This is a genomic window from Salinicola endophyticus (genome assembly GCF_040536835.1).
In the GTDB taxonomy this organism is placed as follows: domain Bacteria; phylum Pseudomonadota; class Gammaproteobacteria; order Pseudomonadales; family Halomonadaceae; genus Salinicola; species Salinicola endophyticus_A.
Genome location: NZ_CP159578.1, coordinates 3,293,511 through 3,312,078, shown reverse-complemented (window position 1 = coordinate 3,312,078; position 18,568 = coordinate 3,293,511). Strand labels below are relative to the sequence as shown.

17 protein-coding genes are annotated in these 18,568 nt (G+C 66.7%); 3 read left to right on the top strand and 14 right to left on the bottom strand.

What is annotated here, in order from left to right; all coding sequences use genetic code 11:
• Positions 1-141 precede the first annotated feature (141 nt).
• Both ABV408_RS15045 and ABV408_RS15040 read right to left on the bottom strand, forming a co-directional pair.
• A complete protein-coding gene (locus tag ABV408_RS15045; RefSeq protein ID WP_353979712.1) occupies positions 142-1,617 on the bottom strand; it encodes a sorbosone dehydrogenase family protein in 1,476 nt (491 codons plus the stop codon).
• A complete protein-coding gene (locus ABV408_RS15040; protein ID WP_106419554.1) occupies positions 1,617-2,075 on the bottom strand; it encodes a DUF2231 domain-containing protein in 459 nt (152 codons plus the stop codon). The genes ABV408_RS15045 and ABV408_RS15040 overlap by 1 nt, the downstream gene beginning before the upstream one ends.
• A 241-nt stretch (positions 2,076-2,316) precedes the next feature.
• Here ABV408_RS15040 and ABV408_RS15035 point away from each other — a divergent pair, with 241 nt between their 5' ends.
• Positions 2,317-3,225: a DMT family transporter gene (locus ABV408_RS15035; protein WP_353979711.1), complete on the top strand. Its 909-nt coding sequence runs from the start codon at positions 2,317-2,319 to the stop codon at positions 3,223-3,225.
• Positions 3,226-3,236: 11 nt separating this feature from the next.
• Here the strand turns inward: ABV408_RS15035 and ABV408_RS15030 are convergent, their stop codons facing one another.
• From ABV408_RS15030 to ABV408_RS15010, 5 genes are all read right to left on the bottom strand, one after another.
• Positions 3,237-4,031 (bottom strand): IclR family transcriptional regulator, encoded by a 795-nt coding sequence (locus ABV408_RS15030; RefSeq protein WP_353979710.1) that lies wholly within the window; start codon positions 4,029-4,031, stop codon positions 3,237-3,239.
• 11 nt (positions 4,032-4,042) lie between these two features.
• Positions 4,043-5,332, bottom strand: a complete 1,290-nt coding sequence (locus tag ABV408_RS15025) for an FAD-binding oxidoreductase (protein ID WP_110717635.1) — start codon at positions 5,330-5,332, stop codon at positions 4,043-4,045.
• Positions 5,333-5,347: 15 nt separating this feature from the next.
• On the bottom strand, positions 5,348-6,076 hold the full coding sequence (locus tag ABV408_RS15020; RefSeq protein ID WP_353979709.1) for an amino acid ABC transporter ATP-binding protein: 729 nt from the start codon (positions 6,074-6,076) through the stop codon (positions 5,348-5,350).
• Positions 6,073-6,738, bottom strand: coding sequence for an amino acid ABC transporter permease (locus ABV408_RS15015; protein ID WP_353979708.1), 666 nt, complete (start codon positions 6,736-6,738; stop codon positions 6,073-6,075). The genes ABV408_RS15020 and ABV408_RS15015 overlap by 4 nt, the downstream gene beginning before the upstream one ends.
• Before the next feature lie 113 nt (positions 6,739-6,851).
• A complete protein-coding gene (locus ABV408_RS15010) occupies positions 6,852-7,586 on the bottom strand; it encodes an ABC transporter substrate-binding protein (RefSeq protein ID WP_353979707.1) in 735 nt (244 codons plus the stop codon).
• A 439-nt stretch (positions 7,587-8,025) separates the two neighbouring features.
• On the opposite strand from ABV408_RS15010, the gene tmpT reads away from it, so the two are divergent.
• The gene (tmpT, locus tag ABV408_RS15005) at positions 8,026-8,694 is read left to right on the top strand and encodes a thiopurine S-methyltransferase (RefSeq protein ID WP_353979706.1); all 669 of its coding nucleotides are present in this window, start codon (positions 8,026-8,028) and stop codon (positions 8,692-8,694) included.
• Positions 8,695-8,864: 170 nt separating this feature from the next.
• On the opposite strand, the gene ABV408_RS15000 is transcribed toward tmpT, so the two are convergent.
• The 4 genes from ABV408_RS15000 to ABV408_RS14985 all read right to left on the bottom strand — a co-directional run bounded on the left by ABV408_RS15000 (position 8,865) and on the right by ABV408_RS14985 (position 14,115).
• Complete coding sequence (locus ABV408_RS15000) at positions 8,865-10,313, bottom strand: APC family permease (protein WP_353979705.1); 1,449 nt, start codon at positions 10,311-10,313, stop codon at positions 8,865-8,867.
• A gap of 85 nt (positions 10,314-10,398) precedes the next feature.
• Positions 10,399-11,175 carry a carbon-nitrogen hydrolase family protein gene (locus ABV408_RS14995; RefSeq protein WP_353979704.1) on the bottom strand — a complete coding sequence of 259 codons (777 nt, stop codon included), beginning with the start codon at positions 11,173-11,175 and terminating at the stop codon, positions 10,399-10,401.
• A gap of 94 nt (positions 11,176-11,269) precedes the next feature.
• Positions 11,270-12,574: an aspartate aminotransferase family protein gene (locus ABV408_RS14990; RefSeq protein ID WP_353979703.1), complete on the bottom strand. Its 1,305-nt coding sequence runs from the start codon at positions 12,572-12,574 to the stop codon at positions 11,270-11,272.
• Between the two features lie 41 nt (positions 12,575-12,615).
• Entirely contained in the window at positions 12,616-14,115 is a 1,500-nt protein-coding gene (locus tag ABV408_RS14985; RefSeq protein WP_353979702.1) for a CoA-acylating methylmalonate-semialdehyde dehydrogenase, read from the bottom strand.
• 235 nt (positions 14,116-14,350) lie between these two features.
• On the opposite strand from ABV408_RS14985, the gene ABV408_RS14980 reads away from it, so the two are divergent.
• Positions 14,351-15,304 (top strand): LysR family transcriptional regulator, encoded by a 954-nt coding sequence (locus tag ABV408_RS14980; protein ID WP_353979701.1) that lies wholly within the window; start codon positions 14,351-14,353, stop codon positions 15,302-15,304.
• Positions 15,305-15,383: 79 nt separating this feature from the next.
• Here the strand turns inward: ABV408_RS14980 and ABV408_RS14975 are convergent, their stop codons facing one another.
• From ABV408_RS14975 to ABV408_RS14965, 3 genes are all read right to left on the bottom strand, one after another.
• Positions 15,384-16,856 carry a sodium:solute symporter family protein gene (locus tag ABV408_RS14975; RefSeq protein WP_353979700.1) on the bottom strand — a complete coding sequence of 491 codons (1,473 nt, stop codon included), beginning with the start codon at positions 16,854-16,856 and terminating at the stop codon, positions 15,384-15,386.
• On the bottom strand, positions 16,849-17,070 hold the full coding sequence (locus tag ABV408_RS14970; protein ID WP_353979699.1) for a DUF3311 domain-containing protein: 222 nt from the start codon (positions 17,068-17,070) through the stop codon (positions 16,849-16,851). The genes ABV408_RS14975 and ABV408_RS14970 overlap by 8 nt, the downstream gene beginning before the upstream one ends.
• Before the next feature lie 152 nt (positions 17,071-17,222).
• Positions 17,223-18,425, bottom strand: a complete 1,203-nt coding sequence (locus ABV408_RS14965) for an amidohydrolase (RefSeq protein WP_353979698.1) — start codon at positions 18,423-18,425, stop codon at positions 17,223-17,225.
• Between the last annotated feature and the right edge of the window lie 143 nt (positions 18,426-18,568).

The window sequence follows — 18,568 nt, the reverse complement described above, 5'->3', positions numbered from 1 at the left end:
GTGTCGTTGCTTGGCCATGCGCCTGGTTGGGCATTACCGGCAGGCTTGCTCGCCATCCACCCACAGCCAGTAGCCGACGCCGAATACAAGGACGCCCCGATGGCATATGCCACCGGGGCGTCGTGCCCTGCAGACGGGGTGTCAGACGTTTTTGGTGTCGTTACCCTCCCTGGCGGGTGCAGTGTCCATGATCGGTGCTTGTGACGCCTCGCCGGTTGCACCGGTGTCGTCATCATTATCCGTATTGTCACTGGTGCGGGTATCGCCACGGGTATCTGGATCGCCACTGGCGTCGACCGCCGGCACATCGCGGGTCACCCGCCAGACCGCATTGGTGAGGTCGTCGGCGATGATCACCGCGCCGTCGGGTGCCACGCTGACCCCCACCGGGCGGCCGCGGGTAGTGTCATCGCTGGCCAGGAAGCCGGAGACGAAGTCGACCGGGTCGCCGGCGGGTTGGCCATTCTCGAACGGAATGAACACCACCTTGTAGCCGACCGGATCGGCGCGGTTCCAGCTGCCGTGCTCGCTGACGAAGACCCCATCGCTGAACTCGCCACCGACCGCGGCATTGGAGAAGGCGACGCCGAGCGGCGCGCGGTGGGAGCCGAGGCTGTAGTCGGGAGCGATGGCGGACTCGACCTTGGCCGGGTCCTGCGGGCGCACCCGCGGGTCGACGTGCTGGCCCCAGTAGCTGTAGGGCCAGCCGTAGAAGCCGCCTTCCTGCACGCTGGTGAGATAGTCCGGCACCAGATTGGGGCCCAGCTCGTCACGCTCGTTGACCACCGCCCACAGCGTATCGGTGCCGGGCTGGAAGGTCAGCGCGGTGGGATTGCGCAGGCCGCCGGCGTAGGTGCGATGGGCACCGGTCTCGGTATCGATCTGCCAGATCTCGGCGCGGTCGACCTCGGCGGCCATGCCGCGCTCGGTGATATTGCTGTTGGAGCCGATCCCCACGTAAAGGTAGTCACCATCGGGGCTCGCGGTCAGCGCCTTGGTCCAGTGGTGGTTGATCTGTGCCGGCAGCGGGGTCAGCGTCTCGGGGGCGCCGCGGGCGGCGGTCTGGCCCGGCTGATAGTCGAAGCGCACCAGCGCATCCTGATTGGCGACATAGAGGTCGCCGCCCACCAGTGCCAGGCCGTAGGGGGCGTTCAGCCCGTCGGCGAACACCGTCTGCTGCTCGTAGGTGCCATCACCATCGGCGTCGCGCAGCAGGGTGAGGCGATCACCGCCCTTGACCGCGGTGGTGCCCTTGGACTGGATCAGCCCGGCAATGAAGTCCTTGGGCCGGACCTTGGGCGCGTTGCCGCCACCCTTGCCTTCGGCGACCAGGATATCGCCGTTGGGCAGCACCAGGGTCTGACGCGGCACCTGTAGATCGGTGGCGATGGCGGTGATGGTGTAGCCCTCGGGTACCTCGGGCTTGCGCTCGTTCCAGGGTGTCTGCTCGGGCACACCCATATTGGGCAGCAGGCCGCGCTGCGGATCGGGTAGCTGAGGGTCGGCGCCATACTGGGCCTCGGCGGCCAGGGCACCAGTGGCGACCAGCAGCAGTGGCAGCAGGGTCAGGCGAGGCAGACACGCGAGCGGGGCGGTGTGACGCGGGCGAGTGGTCATCAGGCGCGGCCTCCCGTCATCTCTTGTGCGATAGCGCGGTTGCGCGAAAGCCCGATCAGGGCCGCCACCAGGGCGAGCAGGGCAATCACGATCGAGAGTACGAAGCCGGTGGGCATCATCGCCCAGGCATCGCGGGCGTGGACCAGGGCATTGATGAAGCCGAGCACGAAGGTGACCAGCAGCAGCAGGCACTCCAGCCCGGCGCGGCCGCGCTGGCCGCTGGCCATCACGATGCCGCCCAGCGCGAACAGCCAGGCAAGGCCGTTGAACACCAGGCCGCCGGCGATAGCCCAGGAGGCAAAGGTCGACCACTGAATGTGATAGCTGGTGGCGTAGGCGTAGTCGCTCAACGCGGCGGTCAGATAGAGCGGGAAGGTGCCCGCCAGCAGCAGCCCGTGCAGCGGATTGATTCCGCGACGGACCACGCGGACGCGGGTCGATTCGGCAGTGGCGGTCATGGCAAGGTCCTTTTGCGGTGGCCAGCGAGGCGCTGAACGCCGTGTTGAGGCGGCTCATTGATTAGCGCTGTCGATTGAAGTGTAGCCGACATACCCGACTTGTCGTGGCGTGGTACTCGTGCCCCCGGTGAGCGCCGTCATGTTGTACCGAAGGCGCATGTCATCGGCGCGCCGGCATTGCTATCGTGCTCCGGCGTCGGCGGCTGTCCGCCTCACTCTCATCGTCATCGACAGGTGCCGTGTGCCTTTTATCGCCGTGTTCTATCTCGCGGTCGTCGTGCTGCTCTTCTCCGGCAATCTGGTGGTCGGCAAGTTCGCCACCGTCAGCGTGCCGCCGCTGACCCTGGCGTGGTCGCGCATGCTGGTGGTGTTCCTGGCGGTGACGCTGATCTTCGGTGCCGCCGCCTGGCGCCAGCGCGAGGTACTGGGGCGCGAGCTCAAGGCGCTGACGATCATGTCGATCAACGGCATGGCGCTGTTCTCCGCGCTGCTCTACTCGGCGCTGCGGGTCAGCGATGCGACCACGGTGGCGGTGCTGGAGAGTCTGACCCCGGCAGCCACCGCCATGCTGATGGCGCTGTTCTTCCGCGAACGACTGGGGCGCATACGCTGGCTCGGTATTCTGCTCTCCGCCGGCGGTGCGGCCTGGGTGGTCTCGGATGGGGCTCTGGTGCGCACGCTGGCGCGACTGCAGAGCGGTGATGCGCTGGTAGCGGCGGCGGTGCTGGCCTGGGTGATCTATTCGGTGGCAGCGCGCCACTGGCTGAGCCGGGTGCCGTTCTACGCCTCGCTGGTACCGATGACCGGCATCGCGGTGCTGTTCCTCACGCCGCTGGTGGTGGTGGAAAACGCCTTCTTCGCCGAGGCCTGGCAGCTCGACGGTCATGCCCTCGCCGCCATTCTCTATCTGGGGCTCGGCCCCTCGCTGGTCGCGCTGATCTGCTACAACCGGGCGCTGCTGCTGGTCGGACCCAGCCACACTGCGACCTCGCTCAACCTGCTGCCGGTGGTGACCATGGGGCTCGGCTATCTGATGCTCGGCGCGCCGATCACGCTCAATCAGGTGATCGGTGCGCTGGTGGTGATCGTCGGCGTCTCGCTGGTGACACTCAATCTGCGCCGGCGGCGGCTGCCACCGCTGGAGGGCTAAACGGGTGGCGCCTAGCGCCGGGTGCGCGCCGCCTGGGTGATCGCCCGCGCACACTCCAGCAGCGGCGGTCCGAGAGTATCGATGGCGTTCTCCAGCTGCCAGCGGCTGGCCGGGGCGGTGACGTGTACCGCCGCCACCGGCTGCCCCGAAGCGTTGATCACGGGCGCGGCGATATTGATGTCGCCGCGGAAGTATTCGGCGTTGTTCCAGGCCAGGCCGCGCCGGCGGCACTGCTGCACGATCGCCACCAGGTCCTCGATCTCGGTAATGGTGTTGGCGGTGTGGGCGATGCGCTCGCTGCGTGTCAGGTGATCGCGCAGGGCGGTGTCGTCGAGTGCCGAGAGGTAGGCACGTCCAGAGGCGGTGCAGAACATCGGCACGCGGCTGCCGATCGGCATGTGGATCGGGATGTAGTGGCGGCTGGTGAAGCGCGCCACATAGACCATGTCGAGCCCGCAGGGCTCGGTCAGCGAGACCGTCTCCAGGCAGCGATTGCTGAGATCCGATAGATACGGGTTGGCGCAGTCGATCAGCAGGTTGGCCTCGAGATACTGTGCCCCCACGCGGAGCACCCCGATGCCGATCCGGTATTTGCGACTCTGCGCCACGCGTACCAGGTAACCGAGCTGCTCCAGGGTATGGGTGATGCGCTGCACCGAGCCCATGCTCATCTCGGTGAGTCTGGCGATCTCCGACAGGCTGAGTTCGCTGTGGTGCGCATCGAACAGCCCCAGTACCACGAATGCCTTCTCGATCGACTGGTTGAACAGCGCCGAGCGGGTACCGGCGCTTGCTGAGTCGGCCATCGGGTCTCCTGTCATCGCTCCAGCCAATCCTGGGTCCGATAGTACTGGATCACCGCCGCGACGTAGAGCCGCTGCAGGCCGTGCAGCGGGATCGGCGCGATAGGGGTGAGCGGCAGCGGCAGGGCGTCGGCGAGTGCCCGGGTACCGAGATGGCGACCGATCAGGCTGCCTAGATGGGTGCCCATTCCCACGCCACGGCCGTTGTAACCCAACGCCACGTGCAAGCCGGGGGCGGGTTCGTGCACGTGCGGCATGGCATCCTGGGTCAGCGCCACCCGTCCGCCCCAGGCATAGTCGATCTCGACGCCCTTCAGCGCCGGATAGAGCCTGGTCATGCCGCTGATCAGATGGCGGAAATCGCTGGGGGCGCGGGGGTCATGGAAAGGCCCACGTCCGCCGAACAGCAGCCGGCCGGCGGCATCGCGGCGGAAATAGAACAGCAGCTTGCGCGCATCCGAGGCGACCTCTCCCCGGGGCAGAATGGTCGCGCCTTCCTCCGCGCTCAGCGGCCGGGTAGCGATCTGAAAACTGTTGGCGGCGATCACACTGCGCGCCAGACCGGGCTGCAGGGTGTCGGTATAGCCGTTGGTGCACAGCAGCACGCGCTCGGCCGTCACTTCCCCACGGGCGGTGGACGCCCGCCAGCCCCCGGCATGGCGGGCCAGCCCGGTCACTGCCGAACCTTCGTGGAGCTGTGCACCCGCGGCGCTCGCTGCTCGGGCCAGGCCGCGCACGAAGGCCAATGGGTTGAGGCTGCCCGCCCGGGGATCGCGCCAGCCGGCCAGATAGGCCGTGGTACCGAGGCGTTCGGCGCAGGCCTCCCGCGCCAGCCACTCGACCTCGACCCCACGCGCGGCCCACTGCGCGGCGCGGCTCTCGATCCGCTGGATACCGGCGCGGGTGGCCGCGGGTTGCAGCCAGCCTTGGCGCTGCGCGTCGCAGTCGATGGCGTGGCGCTGGATGAGCTCGAAGACCACGTCGGCATTGCGGCTGCTGGTGTCGATCAGGCGCTCGCCGCGCTCCTGACCATAGCGTTCGATCAGCTGATCGGGGTCGTACTTGAGCCCCGGGATGACCTGGCCGCCGTTGCGCCCCGAGGCACCCCAGCCGATCGTGTCGGCCTCCAGTAGACGCGTCGAGATGCCGCGTTCGGCCAGCGCAAGTGCCGCCGCGACCCCGGTGAAGCCGCCGCCGACGATCAGCACGTCGCTGTGGCAGGCGCCCTCGAGGGGGGGAAGCAGCGCCGCCGGCGGCTGGCTGTCGGCCCAGAGCGAGCGCAGCATCGGCTGTGAAGTGGGCATGGTCGCGCCTCCTGTTCAGTGGTCGAGCACGCGGCGCAGAAAATCCTGCGTACGCGCATTCTGTGGCTCGCTGAGCACGCGCGACGCTGGCCCCTCCTCGACGATCTGGCCGCCGTAGAGGAAGCAGACCCGGTCGGCCACCTCCTTGGCGAAACTCATCTCGTGGGTGACCACGACCATGGTCATGCCCTCCGCGGCCAGATCGCGCATCACCGTCAGCACGTCGCCCACCAGCTCCGGGTCGAGCGCGGAGGTGGGCTCGTCGAACAGGATCGCCTCCGGACGCATGGCCAGTGCCCGGGCGATCGCCACCCGCTGCTGCTGGCCGCCGGAGAGCTGGGTCGGATAGGCCGTCTGCTTCTCGGCCAGGCCGACCTTCTCGAGCAGCGCCTGGGCGTGCTGGCGCGCCTCGGCCCGCGACTCGCCCTTGACGAAGACAGGGCCCTCCATCACGTTCTCGAGCACCGTGCGGTGGGGAAAGAGATTGAAGCGCTGGAACACCATGCCGACCCGGGTGCGCAGGCAGTGGATATCGCTGCGCCGGACATCCACTGTCTGGCCATGGATGGTGATCGTGCCGCTGTCGTAACTCTCCAGACCGTTGATGCAGCGCAGCACGGTGGACTTGCCCGAGCCCGACGGGCCGATGAGACAGACCACTTCGCCGGCGGCGACCTCGAGACTGACGCCCTTGAGCACCTGGGTCGCGCCGAAGGCCTTGTGGATATGGTCGATGGCGATCATTGGTCGGCTCCCTGTCGCGACTTGGCGAAGAAACGCTCCAGGCGGTTGACGCCGAAGATCAGCGGCAGGCTGAGCGCCAGGTACATCAGCGCCACCATGGTGTAGACGGTGGTGTTCTGGAACGTCGAGGCGGCGATCAGCTGCCCGGCCCGGGTCATCTCTGCCACCGTGATGGTCGAGGCGAGGGAGGAGTCCTTGAGGATCATGACCGCGGTATTGCCGTAGGGGGGCAGGGCGATGCGTATTGCCTGGGGCAGGACCACACGGCGCATGATCAGGGCGCTCTTCATGCCGATGGACTTGGCCGCTTCGATCTGGCCCGAGTCGACCGCCTCGATGCCGGCGCGGAAGTTCTCCGCCTGATAGGCGCTATAGGCGATCCCCAGGCCGATGATGCTGGCCTGGAAGGCGCTCAGATCGATGCCCAGTTCGGGAATGACGAAGTAGATGTAAAAAAGCTGCACGATGATCGGCAGGCCGCGGATCACGTTGATGAAGGTGCCGGCCAGCGCCGAGACCGGCGTCAACGGCGAGCGTTTCATCAGCGCCAGCAGCAGCCCCAGCAGGGTGCTGAGCAGCAGGGCGCCCAGGGTGATCTGCACCGTGACCACGGCGCCCTTGAGCAGGATCGGGAAAAATGCGGCGATATCGGCGTACGCCATAGAGTCCTCCTGGGCCGAGGCCGGGCGCGCCGGACAGCGAGGTCCGGCGTGCGGCGGTCAGCGGGGAAGGGTGGGAGAGCGGCTGAGTGTTGGTGGTGGCACGGTGGGGCGTACTACAGCCCCCACTTGGCGAAGATGGCGTCGAGCTTGCCGCTTGCCTTGAGCTTGGCCAGGGAGGCGTTGACGCGCTCGAGCAGCGCGGTGTTGTCCTTGGCCACGGCCAGCGCGAGCTCGCCCACCATCTGCTGCTGGTAGTCGGGAGACAGCTCGAGATCGGCGAAGCGGCCCTGCTTGAGCTGGTAAGCCATCACCGGTGCGTCGCCAATGCCCGCCACGATGCGACCCAGGGAGACGTCGCGCATCATGTCGGCAAGGGTGTCGTAGTTGCGAATCTCGGGAAACAGCCCGGTCGCCTGCAGCTGGCGTACATAGGTCGTACCCACCTGGGCGCCGACCACCTGGCCCTTGAGATCATCGAGTGTATGAATGTCGCCCTGATGATCACGCTTGACGATCACGCCCTCACCGTAGGGATAGACATCGTCACTGAAGGCGACGACCTTGGCGCGCTCGGGGGTACGCAGCATGGCCGCCGAGATGATGTCGATCTTGCCCGAGGTGAGCGACGGAATCAGCGCATTGAACGGCGACTCCTTGATCTCGACTTTGGCCCCCATGTCCTGGCCCACCGCCTCGATCAGATCGACCATGGCGCCGGTGATCTTGCCGCTGGAGACATCCAGAAAGGTGAACGGGATACCGCTGGGGGTGGCGCCGGCGACCAGGGTCTCCTGTGCCTGAGCGGCGTTGATACCCGCTGTGGCGAGACCCAGCGCAGCGGCGGCCACGAGGCAGTGGCGGCGGAGGCGAGAGAGCCAACGCAAAGATGGGCGGGGAGTGGGTGAGTAATCGATCATGAGGCTACCTGTCTTGTGGGGTTGTTATGTCGACTCAGCGATTCACCTGCCTGTTCGAGCCTATCCAAGCGTTAAGTTATCGGCAAGTGTTAAAAGTTATCGAATATCGATAATAAGGCGCTGTCGTATCAGTGCGGCTTGCGCCAGCCCCGCCGAGGTATCTCCTAACAAGCGATCCCTGCTCGAAAAACCGGCGAGTCACGCGATACGTGGAGCAGCGCAGACGCGACGCTCTTGAAGGAATGGCAGGTTGCTCGAATACCACCAAGGTCTAACTGCTCGATCCCGGGCTGGACTGGGGTAAGCTGGCGACAGGTACCGGCACAGTGGCAGCCTGGTGGCTGATCACTCAGCAAGTGGGGGAGAACCGATGGAACATCGATTCTGGCAACAGCGCTGGGAGCAGTCACAGCTCGGCTTTCATCTGAGCTTCGTCCATCCCATTCTCAAGCGGCATCTCGCGCGCTATGCGCTCGCCCCGGGGACACGGGTGTTCCTGCCGCTGTGCGGCAAGACCCTGGATATCGGCTGGCTGCTGAGCGAGGGGTATGCTGTGGTCGGCGCCGAGCTGAGCGAACTGGCGGTGGCGCAGCTGTTCGCCGAGCTCGGGGTCGAGCCGACGATGAGCGAGTGGGAGGGCGGCCAGCGTTGGCAGCACGGCGCGCTGAGTGTATTCCAGGGCGATATCTTCGCGCTGACCCCAGCGGCGCTGGGTGCGGTCGATCTGGTCTACGACCGCGCCGCCCTGGTGGCGCTACCACCGACGATGCGCGACGCCTACGCCCGACAGCTCGTCGAGTTGAGCGGTGCCGCGCCGCAGCTGCTGATCACCTTCGAGTACGACCCGGCGGAGAAGGAGGGCCCGCCGTTTCCAGTACTCCCGGCGGAGGTCGCCCGCCACTACGCTGACACCCACGAGATCGAGGAGCTGTCGCGCAAGGACGTGCTCGACGCCGCGCTCAGCTTCCGCGATGCGGGCGTGTCGCGTTTCGTCGAAGTCGCCTGGCGGTTGCTGCCGCGTTCGCAGGGGCCAACTTGACCGCCGATGGGAACTCGCTATCGACCGTCGTCCAGACCAGGCGTGCCGCCTGACACCTGCCCATCCTCTACCGCCAGCGCGAGAAGCTCGCACTCTCGCTCAGGGTCGGTGAGACCACCTGAGCGAGAGTCCGTGCCTTGGGTCGAGGCGATCCGAAGACGATCCGCCGCTCAATAAGCCCCGGCGCTGGGTGGCGAGAGCGGCGCGTCACCGGCCATCGCACGCGCACGGCCGAACAGCACCCCCGTCAACAGCGAGAGCAGGGGAATCAGTGCCAGCATAGCGCTGATCCCGATGCTGCCGCCGGTCACCAGGGTGAAGTTGGAGAGCACCAAGGCCAGGCTGGCGAGCAGCAGCACGGCGGCGAGACTCGGCGCGATCCGCGTCTGCCAGCGCCGCTGCCCGGCGAGTTCAGGGTGGCGCCGGAAGAACGTCAGCGAAGCCAGGGTGGTCAGTAGCATCAAACCGATCATGCCCACGGTGGCGATACCCGCCATATAGCCGAAGACCTGCGTCAGCGGGTCCAGCCCCAGCGCCAGACACAGCAGCATCAGCGCCAGCGCGGTGAGTGTCTGCACCAGCGAGGCGTGGGAGGGCGCGCGATGGCGCGGATGGATGCGCGCCAGCCGCCGCGGCAGCGTGCCCTGACGCGCCAGGGTGAACTGATAGCGGGCGAGCACATTGTGAAAGCTCAGCACGCAGGCGAAGAGGCTGGTGAGCAGCAGCACCTGCATCAGATCGCGCATCACGCCGCCGGTGTAGTGCTCGGCGGTGTCGAGCAGCAGGTTGGCGTCGCCATCCAGGGTCTTCTGGGCGATGCCGGCGACCTCTCCGGCGCCGTTGGCGACCACCAGAGCCCACACCGAGAGGGTATAGAACACGCCGATGATCAGCACCGCGAGATAGGTCGCCCGCGGGATGGTGCGCGCCGGCTGGCGGGCTTCGTCACGAAACACCGCAGTGGCCTCGAAGCCGATGAAGCCGGTGAGCGCGAACAGCACCGCCACGCCGAGGCCGCTGGTGAGCGCGGCACTCGGCGTGAAGGAGGAGAACTCGATGCCGTGGGCGCCGCCGTCGGCGAAGATGGTCAGGTTCATGATCACCACCACGGCGATCTCCAGCACCAGCGCCACCCCCAGCACCTTGGCGCTGAGTTCGATATGGCGATAGCCGAGATAAGCGACGATGGCGACGGTGAGCAGCGAGTAGATCCACCAGGGGATGGCGGGGCCGCCGCTGTGGCGGACGAAGTCGCCGACCGCCCAACCCATGTAGCCGTAGACGCCGGCCTGAATGGCGGTGTAGGCAACCAACGCCATGAACGCGGTGCCCAGGCCCAGGCGCTTACCCAGCCCGAGGGTGACGTAGGAGAAGAAGGCGCCGGCCTCCTTGACGTGGGGCGTCATCGCCACGAAACCGACCGAGAAGATCAGCATCACCAGCGAGGCGATGAGAAAGCCCACCGGCGCGCCGGCACCGTTACCGGAGGCCAGAGCGATAGGGGCGTTGCCGCCGATCACGGTGAGCGGCGCGGCGGCGGCGATGACCATGAAGACGATACTGCCGGTACCCAGACTGCCGTGAAGGCGCGTCGGATCCGCAGGGGTGGTATTGTCCATGGGACGATTTCCTCGTTGTTTTTGGTTGGAAATTCGGGGTTGGAAATGCGGGGGTTGGAAATACGGATTGTCGCGATGACGCTGTCTAGCTAATGAAAAGCTCCTGGCGCAGATCATCGAGATAGGGGTTGGCAGCACGGCCCGCGGCCACCGCGGCCGGGTCGATCTCGGCGTGGATCAGCGCCTCGCCGGCGCTGGGCGCCTCGGCGAGGGGCTCGCCGTCCGGTGCCACGATCAGGCTGTGGCCGACGTAGTCGAACGCTGCCTCGCGGCCATGCTGGTTGGTATAGGCCAGATAGACCTGGCTCTCCCAGGCCCGGGTGGGGATGAGCCGCCGGTTGACGTGGGCGAACGGCTGCATCTGGGCGGTGGGCACGCAGATCAGCTCGGCGCCCTGGCGCGCGGCGGCGCGTACGCTCTCCGGGAACTCCACGTCGTAACAGATCATCAGGGCGATGCGCACGCCGTGATAGTCCGCCACGCAGGTGGGGCGGTCGCCGGCGGTGAACTGATCGCGGTCGACATCGCCGAACAGGTGCGCCTTGTGGTAGCGCGCGAGCACCTGACCGTCGTCGCCGATCAGATGCGCGGCGTTGTAGCAGGCGCCGTCTTCGATCTCCGGCCCGCCCACCACCAGGCCGATGGCGTGGCGTGCGGCGATCTCTCGCGCGCGCTCCAGCGGTGCCGCCTGCGCCAGCGCCCGGGTGTCGTCGCCGAGGACATAGCCGGTCAGGAACATCTCCGGGGTGATCAACAGCGCCGCGCCTTCCGCTGCGGCGCGACGGGCGCTCTCGTCCAGCCGCGCCAGATTGGTGGCGATATCGCCGTGCGTGCTCAGCGCCTGCCAGGCGGCGATCTGCATGAGGAACTCCTTTAGCATGAGACGAAGGGCGGCGGACGTGTCGGTGTCTCTGTCACGCCCGCCGGTACTGGCCGATGTCTGACCCGGCGTCCTCTCAGCCCAGTGTACCCAGCGCCTCGTCGATGATCGCCAGCCCCTGTTCGGCTTCACCGGCGGTGACGATGCACGGCGGCACCACGTGGATGCGGTTGGCAACCACGAACGCCAGCAGGCCACGTTCCATCATCGCCTGCTTGAGCTTGCCGACCTTGGCCGCCGCCAGCGGCGTGCGGCTGTCGCGATCCTCGACCAGCTCGATGGCGTGGAACACGCCCAGGCCGCGCACCTCGCCGACGTGAGCATGGCGCTGGGCCAGGCGGGCGAGGCCGGGGCTGAGTACCGTCTCGCCGATCTGGCGGGCGTTGTCGACGATACCCTCTTCCTGCATCGTCTCCAGAGTGGCGCAGATCGCCGCCATGGCCAACGGATGGCCGGAGTAGGTCAGGCCGCCGTAGAACATCTCGTCGTCGAAGTGGTGGGCGATACGCTGGTTGACGATCACCCCGCCGGCGGGCACGTAGCCCGAGTTGACCCCCTTGGCGAAGGTGATCAGGTCCGGCACCACGCCGAAGTGGTCCAGCGCCAGCCAGGCGCCGGTGCGGCCGAAGCCGGCCATCACCTCGTCGAAGATCAGCACCAGGCCGAACTCGTCGGCCAGTGCGCGTACGCCGGCCAGATAGCCCGGCGGCGGCACCAGCACGCCGGCGGTGCCCGGGATGGTCTCGAGCAGCAGCCCGGCGATGCTCGCTGGCCCCTCGCACTCGATCACCCGGCGCAGGTGGTGCAGCGCGCGCTGGCACTCCTCCTCTTCGTTGCCGGCCCAGAACTCGCTGCGATAGAGCCAGGGGTTGAAGAAGTGCACGTGGCCACGGGCGTACTCGTTGGGCACACGGCGGAAATCACCGGTGGCGGCGATCGCCGAGCCGGTGCCGCCATGGTAGGAGCGGTAGGCCGAAAGAATCTTGTCGCGGCCGGTGACCGCGCGCGCCATGCGGATGGCGTTCTCGTTGGCGTCGGCGCCGGCGTTGGTGAAGAACACCTTGGCGAAGCCGGCCGGGGCGCGTTCGAGGATTTTCTCCGCGGCGCGCCCGCGCATCCAGTTGGCGTGGGCGGGGGCGATGGTGGTCAGCTCGTCGGCCTGGGCCTTGATCGCCTCGATCACCCGCGGGTGCTGGTGGCCGATATTGGTGTTGACCAGCTGGCTGGAGAAGTCGAGGTACTCGCGGCCGTCGTAGTCCCACAGCCGGCAGCCTGCGCCGCTCTTGATCACCAGCGGATCGAGCGCGCCCTGAGCCGACCAGGAGTGGAACACATGGGCGCGGTCGAGCGCCTTCACCTGCTGATTGTCGATCGAGTGCATGGGGAATCCTGTCATGTCACATGGTGTCCGGGGAGCGCTGCTCACAGCGTTGGCATGGTGTACTGATTGGTCGCTTCCCGCAGACCGGAGGGCCAGCGCGCGGTGACCGTTTTCATGCGCGTGTAGAAGCGCACGCCGTCGGCACCGTGCACGTGCAGCGCGCCGAACAGCGAACGCTTCCAGCCGCCGAAGCTGTGGAACGCCATGGGCACCGGGATCGGCACGTTGACCCCGACCATGCCGACCTGGATCTGCTCGCAGTACTGCCGCGCGCTGTCGCCGTCACGGGTGAAGATGGCGGTGCCGTTGCCGAACTCGTGGTCGTTGACCATCTTGACCGCGGCATCGAAGCTCTCGGCACGGGCGATCGCCAGCACCGGGCCGAAGATCTCCTCGTCGTAGATGCGCATGCCCGGCTTGACGTGGTCGAACAGGGTGCCGCCGATGAAGAAGCCGTCACTGTCGTGCTGGAGCTGGCGGCCGTCGCGCACCAGCTCGGCGCCTTCCTGTACGCCCTGCTCGATATAGCCGCTGACCTTTTCCAGATGCGCACGGGAGACCAGCGGGCCCATGTCGTGGTCCGGGCCGTCGGTGAGGCTCTCGCCCACGCGCAGCTCGTCCAGGCGTGACAGCAGCTTCTCGCGCAGCTTCTCGGCGGTCTCGTCGCCCACCGGCATCGCCACCGAGATCGCCATGCAGCGCTCACCGGCACTGCCGTAGGCGGCGCCCATCAGCGCGTCCGCGGCCTGATCGAGATCGGCGTCGGGCATGACCACCATATGGTTCTTGGCCCCGCCGAGGGCCTGCACGCGCTTGCCGTGGGCGGAAGCGGTGGCGTAGACATACTCGGCGATCGGGGTCGAGCCGACGAAGCTGACCGCCTGCACACGCGAGTCGGTGAGCAGGGTGTCGACCGCCTCCTTGTCGCCGTTGACCACGTTGAGCACGCCGTCGGGCAGCCCCGCTTCGCTGAACAGCTCGGCGATGCGCAGGGTCGAGGAAGGGTCCTTCTCCGACGGTTTGAGTATGAAGGTGTTACCCGCGGCGATGGCGATCGGGAACATCCACAGCGGTACCATGGCCGGGAAGTTGAACGGAGTGATGCCGGCGCACACCCCGAGCGGCTGCATCAGCGAGAAGGAGTCGATACCGGGGCCGACATTGAGCGAGTGCTCGCCCTTCTGCAGATGCGGCATGCCGCAGGCGAACTCGACCACTTCCAGGCCGCGGGTCAGTTCGCCCTTGGCGTCCGAGAACACCTTGCCGTGCTCCTGGGAGATCAGCCGCGCCAGCTCGTCGCTGTGCTGCTCCAGCAGCGTCTTGTAGTTGAACAGGATGCGCGAGCGCTTCAGCGGCGAGAGCGTCGACCAGCTTTCGAAGGCGCGGCTGGCGGCGTTGATGGCGTACTCGACGTCATCGCGAGAGGCCAGCAGCACCTCCCCGGACTGGGCGCCGGTGGAGGGGTTGAACACCGGGCTGGTGCGGGTCGAATTCAGCGCGACGCGCTGGCCATCGATGAAATGCGTGATAGGAGCAGACATGGGGCAGCGTCTCCGGAGCGTGAGTCAATGGATCTGCGTGCGGCCAGCGGATGCGGTGGCAGGCACGGGGCGAAAAAGTGTGCTGCGAAGTAGCCTGCGGCAGGAGCAGAGCGTCAAGCAATCCCGGTATGCTTAAGGTCACTAAAGCATTTGGTTAACCTTCGGCGCGTAGGCACCGACGCAACGGCGGCGGGATGAGGGGCTGGGGAAAAAGAACAAAGGAGAGGAGTGAGGCATGAGCCAGCGTAGAATCACGCTGATGGGGCAACTGGGCGACGTCGACCTGCGCCTGCTGCGGATCTTTCGCAAGGTGGTGGAGTGCGGCGGCTTCTCGTCGGCGGAGGTCGAGCTCAATATCAGCCGCGCGGCGATCAGCATGGCGATGAGCGACCTGGAGACGCGGCTGTCGATGCGCCTGTGCCAGCGCGGCCGCAGCGGCTTCCGGCTGACCAGCGAAGGTCACGACGTGTACGAGGCCACGGTGCAGCTACTGGCCGCGGTGGAAGACTTCCGTACGCGGGTCAACGGCCTGCACTCGCGCCTGACCGGCGAACTCAACATCGGTATCACCGACAACCTGGTCACGCTGCCCGACATGCAGGTGACCGAGGCGCTGCGCGCACTCAAGGCGCGCGGCGATAACGTGCACATCAATATCCGCATGGCCCCGCCCAACGACATCGAGATGGCGGTGCTCGGCGGCAGCCTGCACGCGGGCGTGGTGCCGGAACTCAAGCGCGTGCCGGGGCTCGACTACCTGACGCTGTACGAAGAGCAGTCGGCGCTCTACTGCAGCGACCGTCACCCGCTGTTCGCGTGCCAGGCGCCGAGCGTCGACCAGATCGCCGGCCACGACGCGGTGGTGCCCTCCTACGCCCAGACGCCCGAGATCAAGCGCGTGCACGAAGCGCTCAAGCCGATGGCCTCGGCCACTGATCGCGAGGGGGTCGCCTTTCTGGTGCTCACCGGCAGCTACATCGGCTTCCTGCCCACCCACTACGCTCAGCGCTGGCGCGACCAGGGGCGCATGCGGCGCCTCGCCCCCGACACCTTCGAGTACGCCACTCGTTACGAATATTCCACCCGCTACTATGCCATCACCCGCAAGGGGCGCCCGCCCAACCTGGTACTGGAGAGCTTTCTGGAAGAGCTCGAGGCATGTCTGGTGCAGACGCGGGGCGAGTGTTAGCCACCCGCTAGGTGGTGCGATCGCTCACGACGCCGACCCGTCGTTGATCTCGGGTCGGCGTGGTTTACGGGCGTGCGGCCTAGCCTGAAGTGAGGGCGTCTGCCGGTGAGCGTGTCTCCTGGCGCTTCGAGGCGAAACTGACCGCGATGAACAGCGCCGCGTTGACCATCAGACCGCAGAAGCCGGGATGCCAGCCGAACGGTGAGCCGCCGAGGAACTGATAGTACAGCGTGACCAAGGCGCCGACCCCCAAGCCGATGAAGGCTGCAGCGCGGGAGGCGCGACGCCAGAACAGCGCGCCCAGCAGCATGGGCAGGAGCTGCACCACGATGCCGTAGGCCCCGAGCAGCAGCGAGACCAGCGAGGCGGGATTGGCCAGCGCCAGCAGGTAGGCTGCCAGCGAGATGACGATCACGCCGCCACGGGTCAGCTTCAGCACGCGCGCCTCGGGGAGATTGCGGCCGATGGGCAGGTTCTGGCCGATATCGCGAACCAGGATCGTCGCCGAAGTGTGGGCCAGGTTGGCCGCCGTCGACATCGCGGCGGCGAGCGCCCCGGAGAGCGCCAGGCCGATCAGCCAGGCGGGGAAGTCGGCCATCTTCACCACCAGCGTCAGCAGCACTTCGTCGGGCGAGTCGAGCGGCTGGTCGGCTAGCACCACGACCCCCGCGAAGCCGACGAACAACAGCGGAATCAGCAGATAGCTGTAGAGCGGGTAGAGCACGAAGACCCGCTTGAGCGTGCGCTCGCTGCGCGCGCTGTAGAACTTCATGAAGATATGCGGCCACATCACGCAGCCCAGTGCGCTCACCAGAATCGCGGTGGAGAAGGCGCCCCAGCCCATGCCCTGGGCACCCGGCATGGTCAGATACTCCGGCGCCTCTTGCTGGATCTGACGGAACATCTCGCCGACGCCGCCGAAGAACTGATCGGCCGTCGCCAGGCCCAGGAACCAGGCGATCACGACCATCATCACGCCCTGGAGCAGGTTGGTCCAACCGATGCCCTGCAGGCCGCTGGCGTAGACATAGGCGGCCACCACGCCGCAGGCCAGCAGGCTACCCAGCCAGAAGGGCACGATGCCCGAGGTGGCGGCTTCGAAGAGCATCCCTGCGCCGGCGATCTGGATGGTCAGGTAGGGGATCATCGCCAGCACGCTGATGATGCCGATGAACAGCCCCAGCAGGTTGCCGCGGGTGGGGTAGCAGGCGGCGAGAAATTCGGCCTGGGTCAGGAAGCCGTGACGACGCCCGAGGCGGGATATATAGGGCGCAATGAGCCACCACACGATCACCGCGAGGGTCAGGTAGGCAATGATGTAGAGGGCCGGTACGCCTTTGCCGTAGGCCCAGCCCGGGGCACCGAGAAAGGCGAAGGCGGAGAAGATCTCGGCGCCTAGGATGAAGAACAGCACCAGCAGCCCGACGTGGCGGCCGCCGGCGACATAGCCCTCGAGGGAGGAGCTCTGGCCGGCGTTGGCGCGCAGCCCGACGATCAGGACCAGTAGCAGATAGCCCAGTGTCAGGCCGGTGATGATGACGGAATCACTCATCGTCCACCTCCTCGCCGGCTTCCTGGCGGTAGGCGATCACCAGACCGACGAACAGTACGAAGACCCAGGCGACGTACCAGAAGATGAAGAAGGGCAGCCCCAGAATCATGGGCTCGATGCGGTTGGCGATGAGCGCGCCGGGCCACACCATGGCCAGCGTGCAGACCCCAAAATAGATCAGCATGCCCTTACTGGGCAGGGAGTTTCGAGACATCGTGATCACCTCATTGTTGTTGGTGTGAACCTGAATCGTCGCTGTGGGTGTGAACCTGAATCGTCGCTGTGGGTGTGAACCTGAATCGTCGCTGTGGGTGTGAACCGTAATCGTCCTTGGTAGTGTGAACCGGGCGCTGACGCGCGCCGAGGTCAGCTGCCGGGAGTCGATGACGCCAGTGCGGCGAGCGCGATCGCCGTGAGTAGCCGGCAGCCGGTGGGTATCAGGGCATCGTTGAAGTCGAAGCGCGCGTTGTGCAGCGGCGCGGTCGCCTCACCTTCGGCGGTGCCGAGAAAGCAGTAGGCACCGGGGCAGTGCTCGAGCATGAAGGCGAAGTCCTCGCCGCCGAGACTGGGGGCGACGTCCGAGATCAGCGCGGCGTCGCCCAGGGTGGCACGGGTCACCCGCTCGACGTGGCGCACCGCCGATTCGGCATTGAGCGTGGCCGGAAAGATACGCTGGTAGTCGAGGCTGATCTCGCCGCCGTAGGTAGTGGCGACACCGGCGCAGGTGCGGCGCACGGCCTCTTCCAGTCGCTGTCGCGTGGTCTCGTCGAGGGTTCGTGCGGTGCCGCTGATACGTACCTCGTCGGGAATGATGGCAAAGCCCTCCAGCTCGCCACCCTGGATGCCGCACAGGCTCAGCGCCGCCGGCGACAGCGGGTCGATATCACGTGACACGACGCTGTGCAGGGCCTGGATCAGGGCGCCGGCCATGCGTACCGGGTCGGTGGCGAGATGCGGGTCGACACCACCGTGGCCGCCATGGCCGCGTACGCTGATATCCAGCCGGTCGGTGGCGGCCATGATCGCGCCGCTGCGAATCGCCACCTGCCCGGCCGGTAGCGTGGGCCAGTTGTGCAGGGCGTAGATGGCATCCATGGGGAAACGCGTGAAGAGGCCATCTTCGACCATCGCCAGGCCGCCACCGAGCCCCTCCTCGGCGGGTTGGAACACCAGATAGACCGTGCCGGCGAAATCACGCCACTCGGCCAGATAGGCGGCGACGCCCAGCAGCATGGTGGTGTGGCCGTCGTGCCCGCAGGCGTGCATGACCCCGGGGCGCTGCGAGACATGCTCATGCGTCGACAGCTCGTGGATGGGCAGGGCATCCATATCGGCGCGTAGACCGACTCGTCGGCCGTTGTCGGGCCGCTGGCCGGTGAGCGTGGCGACGATGCCGGTCCGGCCGATGCCCGAGACGAAAGGAATCTCCAGGCGTGTCAGCTCTTCAGCGATCAGCCGGGCGGTTTCATGCTCCTGGAAACCCAGCTCGGGATGGCGGTGCAGCGTCTGACGCAGATCTGTGAGGCGCGCGTGATGGCGCTCGAAAAAGGGGGAGTCGATGAGATCCATGAGCCGTGGTCTGTTGTTGTTGGGGTCGATTCATCGTGGCGTATCGGCAACCATCGTTAAAATCGTATTATTCTCGCCTTTGCATACTTTTTTTGGATGGTGGCCGCTGAGGCTGTCAATGGCGGTCGGGAGAATCGCCGGCG

Bases quoted from the DNA above. Each gene is read 5' to 3' on its own strand.
- ABV408_RS14970 (WP_353979699.1), bottom strand. From the start codon at position 17,070: ATGTCTCGAAACTCCCTGCCCAGTAAGGGCATGCTGATCTATTTTGGG.
- ABV408_RS14975 (WP_353979700.1), bottom strand. From the start codon at position 16,856: ATGAGTGATTCCGTCATCATCACCGGCCTGACACTGGGCTATCTGCTA.
- ABV408_RS14985 (WP_353979702.1), bottom strand. From the start codon at position 14,115: ATGTCTGCTCCTATCACGCATTTCATCGATGGCCAGCGCGTCGCGCTG.
- ABV408_RS15030 (WP_353979710.1), bottom strand. From the start codon at position 4,031: ATGGCCGACTCAGCAAGCGCCGGTACCCGCTCGGCGCTGTTCAACCAG.
- ABV408_RS14980 (WP_353979701.1), top strand. From the start codon at position 14,351: ATGAGCCAGCGTAGAATCACGCTGATGGGGCAACTGGGCGACGTCGAC.
- ABV408_RS15040 (WP_106419554.1), bottom strand. From the start codon at position 2,075: ATGACCGCCACTGCCGAATCGACCCGCGTCCGCGTGGTCCGTCGCGGA.
- ABV408_RS15025 (WP_110717635.1), bottom strand. From the start codon at position 5,332: ATGCCCACTTCACAGCCGATGCTGCGCTCGCTCTGGGCCGACAGCCAG.
- ABV408_RS14990 (WP_353979703.1), bottom strand. From the start codon at position 12,574: ATGCACTCGATCGACAATCAGCAGGTGAAGGCGCTCGACCGCGCCCAT.
- ABV408_RS14965 (WP_353979698.1), bottom strand. From the start codon at position 18,425: ATGGATCTCATCGACTCCCCCTTTTTCGAGCGCCATCACGCGCGCCTC.
- tmpT (WP_353979706.1), top strand. From the start codon at position 8,026: ATGGAACATCGATTCTGGCAACAGCGCTGGGAGCAGTCACAGCTCGGC.
- ABV408_RS15000 (WP_353979705.1), bottom strand. From the start codon at position 10,313: ATGGACAATACCACCCCTGCGGATCCGACGCGCCTTCACGGCAGTCTG.
- ABV408_RS14995 (WP_353979704.1), bottom strand. From the start codon at position 11,175: ATGCAGATCGCCGCCTGGCAGGCGCTGAGCACGCACGGCGATATCGCC.
- ABV408_RS15020 (WP_353979709.1), bottom strand. From the start codon at position 6,076: ATGATCGCCATCGACCATATCCACAAGGCCTTCGGCGCGACCCAGGTG.
- ABV408_RS15015 (WP_353979708.1), bottom strand. From the start codon at position 6,738: ATGGCGTACGCCGATATCGCCGCATTTTTCCCGATCCTGCTCAAGGGC.
- ABV408_RS15045 (WP_353979712.1), bottom strand. From the start codon at position 1,617: ATGACCACTCGCCCGCGTCACACCGCCCCGCTCGCGTGTCTGCCTCGC.